The sequence below is a fragment of the Pontibacter harenae genome (assembly GCF_020907245.1).
Taxonomy (GTDB): domain Bacteria; phylum Bacteroidota; class Bacteroidia; order Cytophagales; family Hymenobacteraceae; genus Pontibacter; species Pontibacter harenae.
Genome location: NZ_JAJJWH010000013.1, coordinates 1 through 17,397 on the forward strand (window position 1 = coordinate 1; position 17,397 = coordinate 17,397).

General features: G+C 43.7%; 14 protein-coding genes. 7 read left to right on the forward strand and 7 right to left on the reverse strand.

The genetic code is table 11. The features are described from left to right. The coding region (locus tag LN893_RS08765; RefSeq protein ID WP_229969438.1) for an integrase core domain-containing protein at positions 1 to 324 on the forward strand (324 nt) is incomplete at its 5' end. A gap of 198 nt (positions 325 to 522) precedes the next feature. Here LN893_RS08765 and LN893_RS08770 read toward each other — a convergent pair. Beyond that, positions 523 to 1,758 (reverse strand): serpin family protein, encoded by a 1,236-nt coding sequence (locus LN893_RS08770; RefSeq protein WP_229969439.1) that lies wholly within the window; start codon positions 1,756 to 1,758, stop codon positions 523 to 525. A 264-nt stretch (positions 1,759 to 2,022) separates the two neighbouring features. Here LN893_RS08770 and LN893_RS08775 point away from each other — a divergent pair, with 264 nt between their 5' ends. The 3 genes from LN893_RS08775 (at position 2,023) to LN893_RS08785 (ending at position 8,387) form a co-directional block, all read left to right on the forward strand. Next, positions 2,023 to 2,922: a polysaccharide deacetylase family protein gene (locus LN893_RS08775; RefSeq protein ID WP_229969440.1), complete on the forward strand. Its 900-nt coding sequence runs from the start codon at positions 2,023 to 2,025 to the stop codon at positions 2,920 to 2,922. A 159-nt stretch (positions 2,923 to 3,081) separates the two neighbouring features. Continuing rightward, positions 3,082 to 5,658: a phosphoenolpyruvate carboxylase gene (locus tag LN893_RS08780; protein ID WP_229969441.1), complete on the forward strand. Its 2,577-nt coding sequence runs from the start codon at positions 3,082 to 3,084 to the stop codon at positions 5,656 to 5,658. Between the two features lie 275 nt (positions 5,659 to 5,933). Next, positions 5,934 to 8,387 (forward strand): penicillin-binding protein 1A, encoded by a 2,454-nt coding sequence (locus tag LN893_RS08785; RefSeq protein ID WP_229969442.1) that lies wholly within the window; start codon positions 5,934 to 5,936, stop codon positions 8,385 to 8,387. A 157-nt stretch (positions 8,388 to 8,544) separates the two neighbouring features. Here LN893_RS08785 and LN893_RS08790 read toward each other — a convergent pair whose 3' ends face one another. Further along, complete coding sequence (locus LN893_RS08790; RefSeq protein WP_229969443.1) at positions 8,545 to 9,660, reverse strand: hypothetical protein; 1,116 nt, start codon at positions 9,658 to 9,660, stop codon at positions 8,545 to 8,547. 227 nt (positions 9,661 to 9,887) lie between these two features. On the opposite strand from LN893_RS08790, the gene LN893_RS08795 reads away from it, so the two are divergent. From LN893_RS08795 to LN893_RS08805, 3 genes are all read left to right on the forward strand, one after another. Beyond that, positions 9,888 to 10,721, forward strand: a complete 834-nt coding sequence (locus tag LN893_RS08795) for a Cof-type HAD-IIB family hydrolase (protein WP_229969444.1) — start codon at positions 9,888 to 9,890, stop codon at positions 10,719 to 10,721. A 101-nt stretch (positions 10,722 to 10,822) separates the two neighbouring features. Continuing rightward, complete coding sequence (locus tag LN893_RS08800) at positions 10,823 to 11,101, forward strand: GNAT family N-acetyltransferase (protein WP_229969445.1); 279 nt, start codon at positions 10,823 to 10,825, stop codon at positions 11,099 to 11,101. Between the two features lie 144 nt (positions 11,102 to 11,245). Continuing rightward, complete coding sequence (locus LN893_RS08805; RefSeq protein ID WP_229969446.1) at positions 11,246 to 12,433, forward strand: hypothetical protein; 1,188 nt, start codon at positions 11,246 to 11,248, stop codon at positions 12,431 to 12,433. 128 nt (positions 12,434 to 12,561) lie between these two features. Here LN893_RS08805 and rplT read toward each other — a convergent pair whose 3' ends face one another. The 5 genes from rplT to LN893_RS08830 all read right to left on the reverse strand — a co-directional run bounded on the left by rplT (position 12,562) and on the right by LN893_RS08830 (position 16,904). Then, positions 12,562 to 12,906, reverse strand: coding sequence for a 50S ribosomal protein L20 (gene rplT / locus LN893_RS08810; RefSeq protein WP_229969447.1), 345 nt, complete (start codon positions 12,904 to 12,906; stop codon positions 12,562 to 12,564). A 90-nt stretch (positions 12,907 to 12,996) separates the two neighbouring features. Further along, positions 12,997 to 13,191: a 50S ribosomal protein L35 gene (gene rpmI / locus LN893_RS08815; protein ID WP_229969448.1), complete on the reverse strand. Its 195-nt coding sequence runs from the start codon at positions 13,189 to 13,191 to the stop codon at positions 12,997 to 12,999. Positions 13,192 to 13,214: 23 nt separating this feature from the next. Next, complete coding sequence (gene infC, locus LN893_RS08820) at positions 13,215 to 13,739, reverse strand: translation initiation factor IF-3 (RefSeq protein ID WP_229969449.1); 525 nt, start codon at positions 13,737 to 13,739, stop codon at positions 13,215 to 13,217. Between the two features lie 119 nt (positions 13,740 to 13,858). Then, on the reverse strand, positions 13,859 to 15,796 hold the full coding sequence (gene thrS / locus LN893_RS08825) for a threonine--tRNA ligase (protein ID WP_229969450.1): 1,938 nt from the start codon (positions 15,794 to 15,796) through the stop codon (positions 13,859 to 13,861). After that, entirely contained in the window at positions 15,789 to 16,904 is a 1,116-nt protein-coding gene (locus LN893_RS08830; protein ID WP_229969451.1) for a tetratricopeptide repeat protein, read from the reverse strand. The genes thrS and LN893_RS08830 overlap by 8 nt, the downstream gene beginning before the upstream one ends. Positions 16,905 to 17,397: the final 493 nt, after the last annotated feature.

Here is a 17,397-nt window from a genome sequence, read left to right on the forward strand (position 1 = left end):
CGTATACAGGTGGACAACGGCAGTGAGTTTATCTCTAAGGCCCTGGATAGGTGGGCCTATGACAACAAGGTGACGCTGGACTTCTCCAGGCCTGGAAAACCCACGGATAACGCCTTTATCGAGTCATTCAACGGTAGCTTCTGGGATGAGTGCCTGAACGTGAACTGGTTCCTGTCATTGGAGGATGCCCAGGAGAAAATCGAGGCCTGGCGGCAAGAGTATAACCACTTCCGGCCCCATAGCTCATTGGGCGACAAGACGCCGGAAGAGTGGGTGGAATGTAACATAGTAGAACCCGTTTTCTCTACTTTAGACCAGTCCTAAAAATGGGAGGAGCTCAGCACTTGTTATCCGTTTGCTTTTCCATGGTGCAAAAGTCGGGAAGGGAAGAACTTTTAATATTAGAAAAAAGAGTCAAGCGGGCAAATCCGCTGTTGAAATGAACAGGCTTAATATAAAAAAAACCGATGGAGCAGGTATACCATCGGCTGTAAGTACATTAAAGTGTGGTTTGTAACATAGTTATTCTGGCTGCATCAGCTTTCCAATAAACAGAATGGCGTTCGATGACTTTTCTCTTATCATGAATACGAAAGGCCTGTTTACCCAAACAGAAGGCGGAAGAGAGGTCACTACAATGCCTACGGAGGTAGCCGCTGCTGCTTCTGTTCCTTCCTCATTCACTTCTACAAAAGCTTTGTGTTTTACTTTGGATATAGCAAGTGCTGCTTCCCCTTCTACCATGTGGCTAAAGTCTGCTTGTGGGCTAAAAGCGATACCCATTCCTAACTCCTTCAGCATTTCATTTAACTCCTTTTCATAGGCCATCGTAAATTTTGGCAAGTGTAGCTCTAAACTTGCAGAATCGGCAGCAGTTAGCCAAGTATCAAGATTTTGTGGATTTAGCTCCTGCACCAGGTTATCTAATTCACTTGGATCGTTGGGCATCACGATCATCATACTAAACTGACGATTGCCATAAGGCAAGTCAATTAGAGTTTTATCTGTGTCCTGATGCAAAAGATACTTTCCTTTTTTAAGTGTCATGAAAGGGTGGTTAACAGTACTGCCATTTGCCAAGTGAAATTGTGCAGGCTGTGTCAGGGTTTTATCAAACTGATAGGTCCAGGCGCCCTTAAAGTAAATGGCATTCATTAGAAAAAGAGCATGCTCTGGCCTAACCTGGTCTACAATAGTTTTTATTTTACCGTTTGTTTTGTTGGCTACCCAATTATTGATCTCAGTTTTTGCGGCTGGTGAAGAAAAATCCAGCCCTTGCACCGTAGCGTCAAAGTAAGTTTCGTTTTTCTCTACAAAAGGTGCCTGCAACTCAAACCTATTGTTGTACCAGCTAGAATTAGCAGCTGAAAACGTCACTTCTTTATCTATCCCTTGTAAAAGACCTGACAATGATTTAAAAGATTGATTTATTTCTTCATCTGTCGGCAGGTCAAATCCCAGCGTCTGCCGCATGGCTTCTTTCGTGGTTGAACCAGCTCCATTATAAGCCATACCGAGCGCCATGCTAATACTAAGCGGCGAGATAAACACATTCTGATCCTGCCCCTCACTCAGCTTTGCAAAAGCCTGAAAAGCAAAAGAGTTTGAGCTACCGATTGTCTTTTGCTCCTGTACTGTCAACTCTCTTGTTTTAGGTGTGTTATCAGGCACAGCTTCATCTGTTTGGCAAGCGGACAAAAGCATAAACATAGCCCCCACCAATCCTACCCAAGCATTTTTATACTTTAACTTTTTCATAGTAGCTTTTCCTTTCTGTTGTAGACTCATAAACCAATCTTATAAGCGCATTAATTGTGACGTTTCAGTAACATGACCCATTTGGCGCAAAGATGGTTGCATGGCAACTATAGCCGCCTCAAAATTTTGCACTGATTCTGAAACAAAGGCTGCTTTACTGCCCTACAGCAGCACATGAAAACAAATCTGGAGCCAACCTTTCTGGTTATTTCTGCTTATATTTAGCTAAACCTAAACTATAAAATATCTTTTTTTCACTTACCCATGGCCTTTAGAAATGCCAATTCGCTCCTAAGTACTTCATTCTTAGCCACTGCTGTTTTTTTGTTTTTATCCTGTTCAACTCCTGAAGTAGAAAATACAGTTCTTACACCAAATGTTCTAGCCCCAGAAAGTGCTGCCAATACACCTGTGGCAGAAGATACAGCTACTACAAAAGTTGCTACACCTGTTGTGCCTGCCGATGCTGCCACTATTTTGACACGCAAACAGGTGCCAATCCTGTGCTACCACCAGATACGCGACTGGCGTGCCAACGACTCTAAGAGTGCCAAAGCCTACATTGTTCCTGAAGATAGATTTAAGGAGCAAATAAAAATGCTGGCCGATAGCGGTTACCAAACTATTTTGCCAGACCAGTTGCTGGCTTACCTGAACTATGGCACTCCACTGCCATCTAAACCTATCATGCTCACCTTCGACGATACCAACCTCGACCAATTTACTGTGGCTGCTCCCGAACTGGAAAAGTATGGTTTTAAAGGTGTCTTTTTTGTGATGACAGTCTCGTTAGGCAGGCCCAGGTACATGAGCAAGGCACAGGTAAAGGAATTAGCTGATGCGGGCCATGAGATTGGCTCGCACACATGGGACCATCATAACGTAAAGAAATACAAAGGAAACGATTGGGTAACGCAAGTTGAAAAACCAAGCAGGCAACTAGCCGAAATAACAGGTAAGGAAATAAAATACTTTGCCTATCCTTTTGGGCTCTGGAACGCCGAAGCTATACCTGAACTAAAAAGCAGAGGCATGGTGGCAGCTTTCCAGCTGGCAGGAAAATACGATGAGCAAGACCCTCTTTACAGCATCAGGCGTATAATAGCCAGCGGCTACTGGAGTGCAAAGTCGTTACATAGTAACATGGTTAACAGCTTCGACTAAATTTAATTGATTCTGCTACTTTCCTTTTTGCTAAATCACGTACAGCGTAGTTCTTTCACAACCATAATTTGATAAAAGCATAACTGATTTAGTTATTTTATAATCTTTTTAACACAAAAGACCCAGTAAAACACTATTTTTGTAAAAAAAGCATCATAAATGAATAATTCTACCAATAGCACAGTTCAGATATACAACAAGCAAGTCGGCTTAAAATTTCAGATATATAACAGCCTTTTTACAGCGCTGCCCTTTCATAGGGTTGAAAGAACTGGTGTACTGCTCTCGTTTTTCCTGCTGCATTGTGAAGAAGGTTTCAGCAAACAACAAAGCCCAACAGAAATTATTAACAGCTTTGTTAAACAGTACACTTCTTTTGAAGATGAGCAGGAGCAAATTGACCTTCTTTTCAGGTTTATCCAGTATACGGAGCGCCAGGTGGTACTTTTCGATGCCCTGGAAGATGCTGCCTATCGCGACATAAACGACCTGCAAGGCGTAGGCACCCTCCGCCACTTACAGTCGGAAATGGTACAGCCTCAATCTCAGAATAAACTGTCCGAAAAACTAAAAGATTTTGCTGTACGGCTGGTGCTGACGGCGCACCCTACACAGTTTTATCCAAGCGAAGTACTGGGTATTATCAACGACCTGTCGAAGGCGCTGATGAATGACAACACTGCTCAGATAAACAGCTATTTGCAACAGCTTGGAAAAACCCCTTTCTTCAAAAACCAGAAGCCTACGCCTTACGATGAGGCAGTGAACCTAATCTGGTACCTGGAAAATGTGTTTTACAAGTCGGCTGGGCTGATCATGTCTAACCTAAAAAACCAGTTTCCTAACCTTATAAGCGATACAAACTCCCTTATTCGCTTGGGCTTCTGGCCAGGCGGCGACAGAGACGGTAATCCTTTTGTGAGAACAGAAACTACTTTAAAAGTAGCCGATGCGCTCCGCGGCGGAATCCTTAAATCGTATTATCTTGATGTTCGCAGATTGAAGCGCAGGCTTACCTTCCGGGGTGTTGCCAACATAATCGCGGAACTGGAAGAAAAGCTTTACAACAACATCTTCCTGCCTGGTCACCAGCTCGATATCTCGAAAGATGAGATTCTGGACACCCTGCATCAGATCAGGGCTACTCTTATTGAGAGGCACAACAGCCTGTTCTTGGACCTTGTTGACAACCTGATGCGCAAGGTAGAACTCTTCGGCCTTTACTTTGCTTCGCTGGATATAAGACAAGATAGTTCTGTACACATCGAGCTATTGGAAACCTTAGCGGAAACAACAGATGTGCTGCCTTCTAATTACAAAGAGTTATCAGCTGAAGATAAGATTGCCACGCTGGTGTCTTTAGACACTACCGTAGATCCTGCAAACCTGGAAAATGAGCTGTTCCAGGATACGTTGGAGTCTATGGCTGCTATAAAAACAATACAGGAGCTTAACGGACCTGAAGGATGCCATCGCTACATCATCAGCCACAGCACCAGTGCCTTGGATGTAATGGAAGTTTATGGCCTTTTAACACTCAGCGGCTGGGGTCGTGAAGAAAGATCGGTTGACATAGTGCCGCTTTTCGAGACGATTGACGACTTGAAGCATGCAGGTGGTGTGATGAAGGAGCTGTATGAGAATGAAACTTATGCCAAGCACCTCAAGAACAGGAACAACATTCAAACCATTATGCTGGGCTTCTCTGACGGTACAAAAGATGGTGGCTACCTGATGGCCAACTGGAGCATCTATAAAGCGAAAGAAGAATTGACCAGCATTTCGAAGCAATACGACGTGCAAGTGATTTTCTTCGACGGACGTGGCGGTCCTCCTGCCAGAGGAGGTGGAAGAACGCACCAGTTCTACGCTTCAATGGGCAATAACATTTCCAACAAAGAAATTCAGCTCACGATACAGGGCCAAACGATCAGTTCTAACTTCGGAACAACTGATTCGGCACAGTTTAACATTGAGCAGTTGATGCATGCTGGCATCAGCAATGCGCTATCCAACTCGGACAGAACGACTCTGACAGCTGAGGAAGAAGAAGTATTGTTAAACCTTTCGAACGAAAGTTACGAAGCTTACAATAAGTTAAAGAACAACCCGAACTTTTTGGAGTACCTCAACTATGCCAGCCCGTTGCGTTACTACGGTGAAGCCAACATCGGCAGCAGACCATCGAAGCGTAAACCTGGTAAACTGAACCTGAATGACTTGCGGGCAGTGCCGTATGTAGGCTCTTGGAGCCAACTGAAGCAAAACCTGCCTGGTTACTACGGTGTAGGCATTGCGCTACAGAAAATGGATGAAGCTGGAAACTGGGAGTCTGTACTGCAACTTTACCGCAACTCGCTGTTCTTTAAAACACTGATAGACAATTGCGAGATGGCCATGACCAAGTGCTTCTTCCCGTTAACAGCCTTCCTGGCTAAACACCCGAACTACGGTGAGCTTTGGAACATGATTTACGAAGAGTATGAGCGGACAAAAGAATATGTGCTGCGCCTGACTGGTGCCAGCCAACTGATGGACGAAAAGCCTATTAATCAGCTGTCAATACAAATGCGCCAGCGAATTGAGTTGCCGCTACTTACTATTCAGCAGTATGCCCTTACAAAGATTAGGGAAATGGAAGAAGATGGTAAAGAGACAGCTTATAAGAGTACCTACGAAAAGATTGTAATGCGCTGCTCTTTTGGTATCATCAATGCTGAGCGAAATTCTGCTTAAAGCAGCACAAATAAAATTGATAATATAGGTAAGATCACAACATGCCTTGTGAAAAGCCTCTGCGCCGAAAAGCCAGAGGCTTTTCGCTTTTTAATATATACTTCTTTTGGCACAATAAATGAAGCGTAACAATAGCTTTACAGTAACTTTGTAGCAGCAATCTGTGTAACTATCTGCGCCTAAATTGGGTAAGGTAGCAATCGTAGCAGGAGCATTTAAGTCTTTTAATTAATTAGTATCAGGAAGTATAAATGGGGAGTGTGCTTTTAAAATTTTTGAGGTCTATTTACTATGGCATTCTTCAACCTGTTCTTAAATTCTTAAAGAGCGAATTATCAGCCTTCTTCCAAAGCCAGAAGCCAAAATTCACCTCAGGCTATTGGAAAGATAAATGGCAAAGGCTAAAGCACTTTAACTGGCGTAAACCCACTTCTGGCGATTACCTGTTTCTGTTCAAAGGTATCTTAAAGGTAGGTTTGTTTCTGCTACTGCTTTTCTTTCTTTTTTATACAGCCGTTTTTATGGGTGCTTTCGGGCACATGCCATCCCGTGCAGAGCTAGAGTCAAAGCAAAATAATACTGCTTCTGAGGTATACTCAGCTGATAGTGTGTTGCTGGGCAGATATTACCTGCAGGACCGCACCAACGTAGACTATGAAGACATAGCGCCAGCTGCCATACACGCTTTGGTAGCTACAGAAGATGTACGCTTTTATGATCACGGTGGTATAGATTACAGAAGCCTTGCGCGTGTGTTGGTCAAGACACTCCTGCTCCAAAACGAATCATCTGGAGGCGGCAGTACCCTGAGCCAGCAAATTGCAAAAAACCTGTACCCGCGCAGAGACTACTGGATCTGGGATATGCCCGTGAACAAACTGCGCGAAATGATCATAGCGAGGCGCCTGGAGGGTATATTCACGAAAGAGGAGATACTGGAACTTTACCTAAATACGGTACCTATGGGTGGCAACTTGTATGGCATACAGCGATCATCGAGACGCTTTTTTAACACCTCACCAGATTCACTTAAAACTGAGGAAGCAGCCGTTCTGATAGGCATGCTGAAAGCCACGACCACCTATAACCCACGCCTGAACCTGGAACGCTCCCGACAGCGCCGCAACGTGGTGCTAGGCCAAATGGCAAAGTACGGTTACCTTACCGCTGCCGAAGCCGACTCGCTAAAGCAACTTCCTCTAAAACTAAACTATAATTACACCACTCACAACGACGGCCTTGCTCCCTATTTTAGAGAACAGCTGCGCCAGGAACTGATGGCTTGGGCTGCCCGCCAAAAAAAGCGTAACGGAGAGCCTTACAATTTATACACCGACGGCCTCATTATTTACACAACCATAGATGCTGGCATGCAGGAGCATGCTGAAAGAGCTGTACGTCGCAGAATGTCTCGCTTACAGAAACAATTTGATGCACACTGGAAAAATAGCGCCCCCTGGGGTAACGACGCCTCGGTGATTCAGGATGCAATGCGCCGCTCCGCCAGGTATATAAAGCTGAAAGAGGCAGGTATGTCGGAAGGTGAGATAGTGACGGAGTTTAAGAAAACTAGACCGATGAATGTTTTCAGCTGGAGCGGCAACAGCGTAAAAAACATGAGCCCTATGGATTCGTTGGCTTACTACCGACGCTACTTAAATACAGGTTTATTATCCATGGACCCTTCTACGGGCTATGTAAAGGCTTGGGTTGGAGGTATTAACCACACGTTTTTTAAGTACGATCATGTGCGGTCTAACAGGCAGGTTGGCTCCACCTTTAAACCTATTGTATATGCGGCTGCGTTGGAGAAGGGCATTGCCCCCTGCACCTATTTTCCGAACCAACAGGTAACATACGAAGCTTATGACGGTTGGACGCCACGCAACTCGAACGGCCAGTATGGCGGCGAGTACACCATGCGGGGTGCTTTGGCACACTCTGTCAATACCATTTCTGCCCAGGTGCTGATGCAAACGGGCATAGATCGTACTGTTTCGCTGGCACAACGCATGGGTATTGAAAGTGACTTGCCAGCAGTGCCTTCTTTAGCTCTTGGAACGGCCAGCTTATCGCTCTACGAAATGGTGAGTGCTTATGCTACTTTCGCAAATGAAGGCCGCCAAGTAACACCTGTATATATAACTAAAATAGCTGACCAAACTGGCAGGGTGCTCCTCCAACACAGAACTGTGCATGAAGGAAGGCGTGTACTTTCTGATGATAACGCGGCCATTATGCTGCACCTGATGCAGGGTGTGGTAGAAGAGGGCAGTGCCGCCAGGTTACGTTCAGAGTTTGGCTTGAAAATGGATATAGCGGGCAAAACTGGCACAACGCAAAACCATTCCGATGGTTGGTTTATAGGTATAACCTCCAAATTGGTAACAGGTGTATGGGTTGGAGCAGAAAGCCCGAAAGTTCGCTTCCGTACTTTAGCTCTTGGCCAAGGTAGTAATACTGCACTGCCTATTTGGGGCGATTACACCAGAAGCATTGCCTTAGATAAAGACTATGTTGGCTACATAAACAGCCAGTTTCCTCCTCTTCCGAACAATCTACAGAACAAACTTGACTGTCCATCTTTTAGAGAAGAACCTCCTAAGAAGGACTTCTTTGAGCGAATTATAGATGGTGTAACAGACAAAGCAGTAGAGATTTTTGAAGGCTGGAACGAGAACAGAAAGCAACGACGTGAAGAGCGAAGGCGGCGAAGGCAGAACAATTAAACTAATTTGCGACACACGTAGCGCGACACAAGACACACGACTTTTTACCCTAACAGAAATCAAAAATCACTAATTAGCAGTTGTTCACAGTTATCCACATCAGAAGAAGCCTTTAGGTCATAGCACTAGCGACGACCTAAAGGCTTACTCAATTATCTTACTTGATCCCAAAGCTCTTTAGCTCAGCTTCTATCCGCTGATTCCATCGGTGCTGTGCGGCGGCATCAATACCGTGGCGCGTTTCGCCATCGTATTGCTCCTGCAAGTGGTTCATTTCTCTGAAAGACTCCAGAAACTCATACTGAATCATACTGTTATAGTCTGCCACGGTTAGATCCATGGTTTCAATCTTTTGCTTGTAACGCTCTGCCACTAATTTCACCAGGTCAAAATGACGTTGCTCGTGGTTAAGGCCATACGCATCTTGATCACCAGACTTAGACCAGGAAGAGTTTTGCAACATATATACTTTCATCTGTAGGTTTAGATGTACATAGCCATCTATCACCTTACTTTCACCTGCATAAGCAAAGCTTGGAAAAATAGTGGCGGAATAGCTGCTTGGTTTAGATTGTTTGCCTCTAAAGTCAGTCCATTTGATAGGGCGGGCAGTATTGTAAAAAACCGTATCTCCCACCTCATTTGTAGTATAGTCACTAAAAAAAACCTTCACGCCACTGGCTAGTTTTTCATTCTTGTTAGCTTCCTGGTTCATCCAGATATTCAGGTAGTTTAGCGCATCTGCCAAAGAACGGCGCAAGGTTGGCTCTACAACATTATGCTGGCTTGCTGGCCTGTCATAGCGGGCTCCTCCTTTATAATCAAGTAAGTGTACTGTTTCCCCATCCCGCTGCATTTCAAAAGACATTACAGCAGTCAGATGCCCGTTTACTCGACCACTCTTTGCCCCAGGCTTTTCGGTTACTTTATATTCTTTGAGCCGTATAGTTACAGGTCTCAATTTGGTATTGGCAGGAAGGCTTTGCTTTATAAATTTGCGGATAGCTACAACTCCCCCACCCTCTAAGTCTACAGGTTGCCCTGCAGCGGCAGGTGCCATATTTACTGGTGCTATTGGTAATAAATAAGCTACTGCTTTACGGTCGGCACGCTCATCTATCACATGCTTGATGTAAAACTCCTTAGGTGTGAAAGCCAGCTTCTCAGCCTGTAACGTAATGGGTGCTATACTTGCAACAGGTCGCCCCGCTGCTGTCGAAAACAGCATGAGCAAAACTATCAACATCCCAATCGAAATTTGCTGAACTATCATATGCTTTTCAAGCAATACATATATTTTGTTTAACATAATTATCAAACTAAAGAAACCAAATAGGTTTAATCTGGAAAGGAAAAGAAAAGGGGCACTCCAGTCTCAGTACCTAACATTTTCGCTACTGATTCGGTTCGCTTGCTTAAACTTGGTAACTTAGTATTTAGAACCTGCACATTGCAGACTATTTTAAAAGTAAACGAACATACACCAACAACCATACACCTATGAATTTTCGTGCTATTTGCACCGATATCGACGGCACTTTACTTGATAGCCGAAGAGAGTTATCCTCCAGAACAATCAATACTATCCAAAATTTAGATAAGGATATACCTGTCATACTTGCTTCTTCCCGTATGCCGAGTGCCATGCGCCATTTACAGCAGGAACTTGGTATTTTGCACCACCCCATGATCAGTTTCAACGGTGGCTATGTGTTGTTTTACGAAGGCGACTCCCCTACTCCAGTGGCCATTGATTCTGTGCAAATTTCTGCTGCTGTATGTGAAACTATCATAAAATTAGCAGCTGGCACAGAGATTCACATTAGCTTGTATGTAGAAGACAATTGGTACGCTCCTCAACAAGACCAGTGGACAGAACGCGAGCACAGAAATACGAAAGTAGCACCTAGCATAAAAGAGCTTACGTCTGTCATTGGCGACTGGCACACAGCTAACTCTGGTGCGCACAAGGTTATGTGCATGGGGCCTGAGCAGCAGGTAAAGGAAATGTATGAGGCTTTGGCAGCTCGCTATGCCAATGAGTTACATATTTACAGGTCAAAGTCTACTTATCTGGAAATTGCCCCTAAAACTATTTCCAAAGCCACAGCGCTAGAGCTATTGCTCCAACACCGCTTTAGCAACATCAGCCTGTCTGAAGTAGTTGCCTTTGGTGACAATTATAACGACATAGATATGCTTCAGGCGGTAGGTAAAGGTATAGCAGTAGGCAACGCTCGTGAAGAAGTGAAAGCTGTTGCCGACGAGATTACTTTACCGAGCATAGAGGACGGCGTAGCAGTGGCCATAGAAAAGTATTTTGGTAAAGCTTAGGTCTGTAGTTTCTACCTAAGCCTCATCGCCTTGTGTCTTTAACCATGTTATAACACCCTGCTTTTAACTACGTACTACTAGGACATCAAAATAGAAAAAACATGAATGTTATACACGACGAAGACGATTTGCGGTTTTATGGTGAGGTTGAGGGAGATGAAGCTGAACTTACCTATACATACCCTGATGACAAGGTAATGGACTTTGACCACACATTTGTACCTATACAAGCACGTGGTAAAGGTTTGGCCGACCAATTGGTAAAAGCGGGACTAGATTTCGCTAAAGACAAAGGATATCAGATTATTCCTTCTTGTCCTGTAGTGGCGGCTTATGTAAAACGCCACCCAGAATATGGAGATCTTGTTGATAATGGCTAATCAGCACTTGATCTAAACTTAAAGCAGAAAAGGAAGCATACAGCAAACTGTCGTGAAGGCTGTAAAAGTGTGCTTCCTTTTTTTGCTACCATAGTTTTTCTTCTACTAAAATAAGTAAAGCTTAAAACAGACAGACGCCACCCTATGCAATCTAAAAGCTTTAAAAAATTTCTACCCCTCCTTTTTAGCTTTCTCTTTACCTTCCCTGCTTTTTGCCAAGTTCAGCCTTATCTTACAGCCCGTGTAGATACCACCCAGCAGGAAGTAAAAGCAGTTTACCAGCTTATCAGCAACTACTTTAACTCTAAACCCGATAGCCTGTACAACAACCCTTACTGGAACGAAGAGGAAAAAGACTTTTATTTTAAACAGCATAAAGACAACTTCGATCAGGCTGCTTATTACCTGTTCTTCAACATGAATGCTAAACACTTGTTCAACTTCTTTAAACCAACAATACTTAGTATAGAACCTGTCGGAGAAAAATATGTAACCAGAATATTGTTATCGGCTGATGCGGTGCAGCAATGGATGAAAAACAATAAGATTAACCCGCCATTCATACTCAGGTATTATGCAGCCAAGGACAAAACAGGAAATTGGAAGTTGGAGAACACTTGGTCTAATGAACTCCAGAAATGGAAGCAGCATAAAACAAAGTGGGTCACGTTCCACTATCCACCCTCTTTCGAGTTTAACCCTGCTACTGCTAAAAAAGCGAATGTGTTTATTGACTCTGTTATTGCAACACTGCAAATAAAAAATGCCAAACCCTTCGATTTTTATGTGATGTCTTCTGAAGAAGAGCTAGGAAGGCTCTTCAATATGGACTATTGGTTAGCTTACAACACAGGCTTTACCCGAAAAGAATATAACCGCATCTTCTCAGCTCACGGAAGAGAAGATAACCTGCACGAGTTTGTGCATGCACTATATCATCCTGTGAAGAACTACTTTCTTGGCGAAGGAATTGCCACCTATTTCGGCGGAGTGAACGGGCATACGCCGTACCAGCAAAGTTTATTAGAAGTATCGAAAGACATTGCAAAAAACCACCCAGAGGTGAGCTTTAAAGATATGTACACGAACAACTTCAGGTACGCAACTAACCAGAATCCGCGCTATGTAGCAGGCGCAGTAGTTTACCAAATGGTATATGCTAAAAAGGGTTTGAAAGGTATTAAGAAGCTAGAAAAGAGCGAGAACACCTATGAGTCTTTTATCAAAAACTTTGCAGATGTGATGGATCTAGAGGAGAGCAAAGTAGAGGCATTTCTGAAAGATTATATACGGGAATATCATCAGAAGCAAACACAACCTATGAAATATTAAAGTTGTAGGTAAATCAAAAGCTTCTGCAGCCTAAGCTGCTCAGGTAAAGCATAAGGCACTTTTATAGCCAGAAAAACAAAAAGGGCTTAGCAAATGCTAAGCCCTTCTCCTATAGTATAAAAAGTAAATTACTTTACTTTCTCAACAATGCTTCTGAAAGCTTCTGGGTGGTTCATCGCCAGGTCAGCAAGTACTTTGCGGTTAAGGTCGATGTTAGCCTTTTTAAGGGCACCCATTAGCGCTGAGTAAGACAAACCATGCTCACGAGCACCAGCGTTGATACGCTGAATCCAAAGGGCACGGAAATCTCTTTTCTTAGCTTTTCTGTCGCGGTAAGCATACGTTAAACCTTTTTCAACTGCGTTTTTCGCAACGGTCCAAACATTCTTGCGACGGCCAAAGTAACCTTTGGCCAATTTCATTACTTTTTTTCTTCTGTGTCGTGCTGCAACGACGTTTACCGATCTAGGCATTTCTTTAAAGTTTTAGCGACTGGTGCTTCAATTGCTTTAAAACCAGGCACTGGGTTCGTACTGATAATTAACCTTTCTAATTCCGAGGAATTAGATTTTTAGCATAAACTTCACATTAGACTCGTCAGCTGAGCTTACAAGGCCAGTGTGTGTTAAGTTACGCTTCTGCTTAGTGGTCTTCTTAGTCAGGATGTGGCTTTTGAAAGCGTGCTTACGCTTAATTTTGCCAGTTCCTGTCAAAGAAAAACGCTTCTTTGCACCAGATTTAGTTTTAACTTTTGGCATGATATATAATTGTTTGAAATAAATTATTTTTTAGCAGGAGCTGCAGCTTTAGGCGACAGAATGAGAAACATTCTTTTTCCTTCAAGCTTAGGCAGTTGCTCTACCTTTGCTAAGTCTTCCAGTGCTTGGGCAAATTTAAGCAACAGGATTTCTCCACGTTCCTTAAACACAATGCTTCTACCCACAAAGTGCACATAAGACTTAATCTTATAGCCACTCTCCAGGAACCCTTTCGCATGCTTCAGCTTAAACTCAAAGTCATGGTCATCAGTATTCGGACCAAACCGAATTTCTTTGATCACCACTTTCTGAGCTTTTGCCTTCATTTCCCGCGTCTTTTTCTTCTGCTCGTACTTAAATTTCGAGTAGTCGATAATACGGCATACGGGTGGGTTGGCTGTTGGCGAAATCTCAACCAAGTCAAGATTTTGCTCATTAGCCATTTGCTGGGCCTGCCTGGTTTGGTAGACACCCTGCTCTACATTGTCACCAACCACCCTTACTTCTCTGGCAGTTATTTTCTCATTGACTTTGTATGGCTCTTCCACCTTTCCGCGTGGGATGTAGCGCCTGTTTTGCGTAGCTATAGTTGTACCTCCTTAAATTCGTTATACAATTTCAAGTTGCGAATATCGCAATTAATCTATCAAGAAAAAAATATGTTCTCTTAATTGTTTAGCAAAGCGCCAACCTGTTCTTTAAACATGCCTGTAAATTCTCCTACAGTCATGGTGCCTAGGTCGCCTTCGCCATGCTTTCTTACCGATACAGAATCGGCCTCCTGTTCCTTCTCTCCTACTATGAGCATGAACGGAACTTTACGAACCTCTGCATCGCGTATTTTGCGGCCAATCTTCTCATCACGGGTATCAACAAACCCTCTGATATCCTCTACCTGCAGACGATTGTATACTTCCTGTGCAAAATCGTGATACTTTTCTGAAATTGGAAGTATAGCAAACTGCTCTGGGCTAAGCCACAACGGGAAGTTACCACCGCAATGCTCGATTAGTACGGCCACAAAGCGCTCTAACGATCCGAACGGTGCCCTGTGAATCATAACTGGCCGATGTTTTTGATTATCAGCACCGATGTATTCGAGCTGGAACCTTTCTGGTAACTGGTAATCTACCTGTATAGTTCCCAGCTGCCATTTACGGCCCAGTGCATCACGCACCATAAAATCGAGCTTTGGTCCGTAAAACGCAGCCTCACCCAATTCGGTTACAGTTCTGAGGCCTTTCTCTGCAGCTGCTTCTATAATGGCACTTTCAGCTTTGTCCCAAGCTTCGTCCCCGCCAATATACTTTTCCTTGTTTTCAGGATCACGCAAAGAAATTTGGGCAGTATAATCTTCAAAGCCTAAGGCATTAAATACATAGAGCACCAGGTCAATTACTTTTGTAAACTCTTCTTTCACCTGATCTGGACGGCAGAAGATATGGGCATCGTCTTGTGTAAAGCCGCGCACCCGAGTTAAACCATGCAACTCGCCGCTTTGCTCGTAACGGTAAACTGTACCGAACTCAGCCAAGCGCACTGGCAGTTCTTTATAAGAGCGTGGTTTTACCTTATAAATTTCACAATGGTGCGGGCAGTTCATCGGCTTCAGGAAAAACTCTTCTCCCTCGTTCGGCGTTTTGATCGGCTGAAAAGAATCAGCTCCGTACTTGGCATAGTGCCCCGAAGTAACATAAAGTTCTTTACTACCGATATGGGGCGTTACCACTGGCTGATAACCAGCCTTTACCTGTGCTTTGCGCATAAACTGCTCCAGGCGCTCGCGCAGCAATGTGCCTTTTGGCAACCACAACGGTAAGCCTGCACCTACTTTTTCAGAAAAAGCAAATAACTCGAGCTCCTTGCCCAGTTTACGGTGGTCACGCTTCTTAGCTTCCTCCAGGCGCTCCAGGTACTCTGTCAACTCTTTCTGTTTCGGGAAGGTGACGCCGTAAATACGGGTAAGCTGCTTTCTGCTCTCGTCGCCGCGCCAGTAAGCACCAGCCACGTTCATCAGTTTAGCCGCTTTTATGAAGCTTGTGTTCGGCAAGTGTGGGCCACGGCAAAGATCCACAAAGTTACCTTGCGTATAAAACGTGATGGTGCCATCTTCCAGGTCCTTAATCAGATCCAGTTTATACTCATCGCCTTTTTGGGTGAAGTACTCTATGGCCTCTGCTTTAGAAACCTCTTTGCGCTTAAACTCGCTTTTGTTGCGGGCCAGCTCCAGCATTTTCTGCTCCACCTTGGCAAAGTCATCCTGCGAGAAAGTCTGTTCACCCAGGTCCACATCATAGTAAAAGCCGTTTTCTACAGGCGGTCCTATACCAAATTTGATTCCTGGATACAGTTCTTCCAGTGCCTCTGCCAGCAAGTGAGCTGAAGAGTGCCAGAAGGCATTCTTGCCTAAATCATCATTCCAGGTGAGCAGCTGAACCTTTGCGTCCTCGTATATGGGCCTGCTAAGGTCCCAAACAACGTCGTTAACTTTGGCAGCAAGCACATTACGCGCTAAGCCTTCGCTTATGCTCTGTGCAATCTCGTAGCTTGTTACGCCTTGTTCATATTCGCGTACAGAGCCATCTGGCAGTGTGATGTTAATCATGTATATCTTCTTGTTGTCTGTTGTCTATGGTTCTATTTCTGACGGCTGTGCTGTCAGTACTTGGTCTTTGCAATTTAGCTTTTATTCTGGCAATAGCCTGGTAAGCATAACTATAGTTTGGTTCTACCTTTATTAAACGTTGATACTCTTGTAACGCATTTAAGTATTGCCCAGTTCTTTCGTAACTACTTGCCAGTGTCACATGGTATTTTGTTGTTCCACGGTATCTATCGGCAACTTTTTGCAGGTGCTCCACCGCTCCTGCATTATCGCCCTGTGCATAGAGCAGTATGCCAAGCTTGTAATGTGCCTCCTTTAGCGTATCGTTCTGCGCCACAGCTTTCCTGAAAAACAGCTGCGCACTATCTGCTTTCTGCGTTTGCTGATACATAATTCCCTTATAGAGCAAAAGTTTCGCATCTGTAGGCGCTTGTTTATAAGCCTTGTTCAAGAAAGGCTGAGCTGCTTGTAAATTAAACTGTCCCACATAAATGCCAGCCAATTCTCTTTTAGGCTCCATCAGCTCCGAGTTATGCTTAAGTGCTGCCTGAAAATTATCTATAGCACGGACAGTGTCGCCTACAGCAGCCATAATGCGCCCTTTAAAGTAAAAAGCATACTCATTCGAAGGCGATAGCTCCTGTGCTTTCTCTATGTACTCACGAGCCTCTGCATAATTAAGCCGCCTTAGGTAAAGCTCTCCCAAGAGCACATATAAAGACGAACTATGGTAAGAATTACGCTCTGCCTGCAGTGCCAATGGCAATGCCTCCTCGTAACGTCCCATAGCTCGCAAAATCTGCGCTTTCACAAACAAGTTGTAAGGCTCGCTTTTAGCTAACCTAATAGCGTCGTTTATGTCTTCTAAGGCTTTCGAGAGGTCATTATTTTTAAATAAAATGACCGCTCGCCTTGTAAACAAACTCGCATCGCGTTTAGACTTGGCAATGGCAGCATTTAAATTAGCCAGCTGTGCTTCAGGGTTATCTTTCACCTCCTGCAACGCCACCATCTGCTCCTCTTTTGCTTTTTCAGCATTACAGGCCGAGCAGCAAATTATTACTGCAAAACCCAGCAGGTTTAAGCATAGCCGATAAACAGATCTCAAATAATTTGTTTGTAAACGCACACTTTTACTAAAAAGGCAAAATTAAGATATTTTCCTTTAGAATGAACGAATCGCTTGTAGTCTTAAGGAGCAGAGACAAAAAATCACGCTCTCTAGTCCCCCTATTCTTAAAAGTGCAACAGCGAACTGCGGAAATAGAATATGCAGCATCAATTTTTTCATCAGATATATAACAAAATAAAAGTTTACACATCATCTAGTTCTACTATGCGTACATTGTATTTTCAATAAAATATATATTAATTTAGAAGTTTAGGTTTTTAAACTCACCACCGTCACAAAGTTTAATTTATGATAACCCTTTAGTATCATGTTGCACAAGTTCTAAGTATGGAAGAGAGGTTGAATGTATTGGTCAATTTTTTTGAAGCAAATGAGGTTGCTGATTGGAGGCGTATCATAAAATATAATACAGACTTTTACTACCCAAAAAACTTCAAACTACTAGAGGACAGCAACTTAAACATAGAGT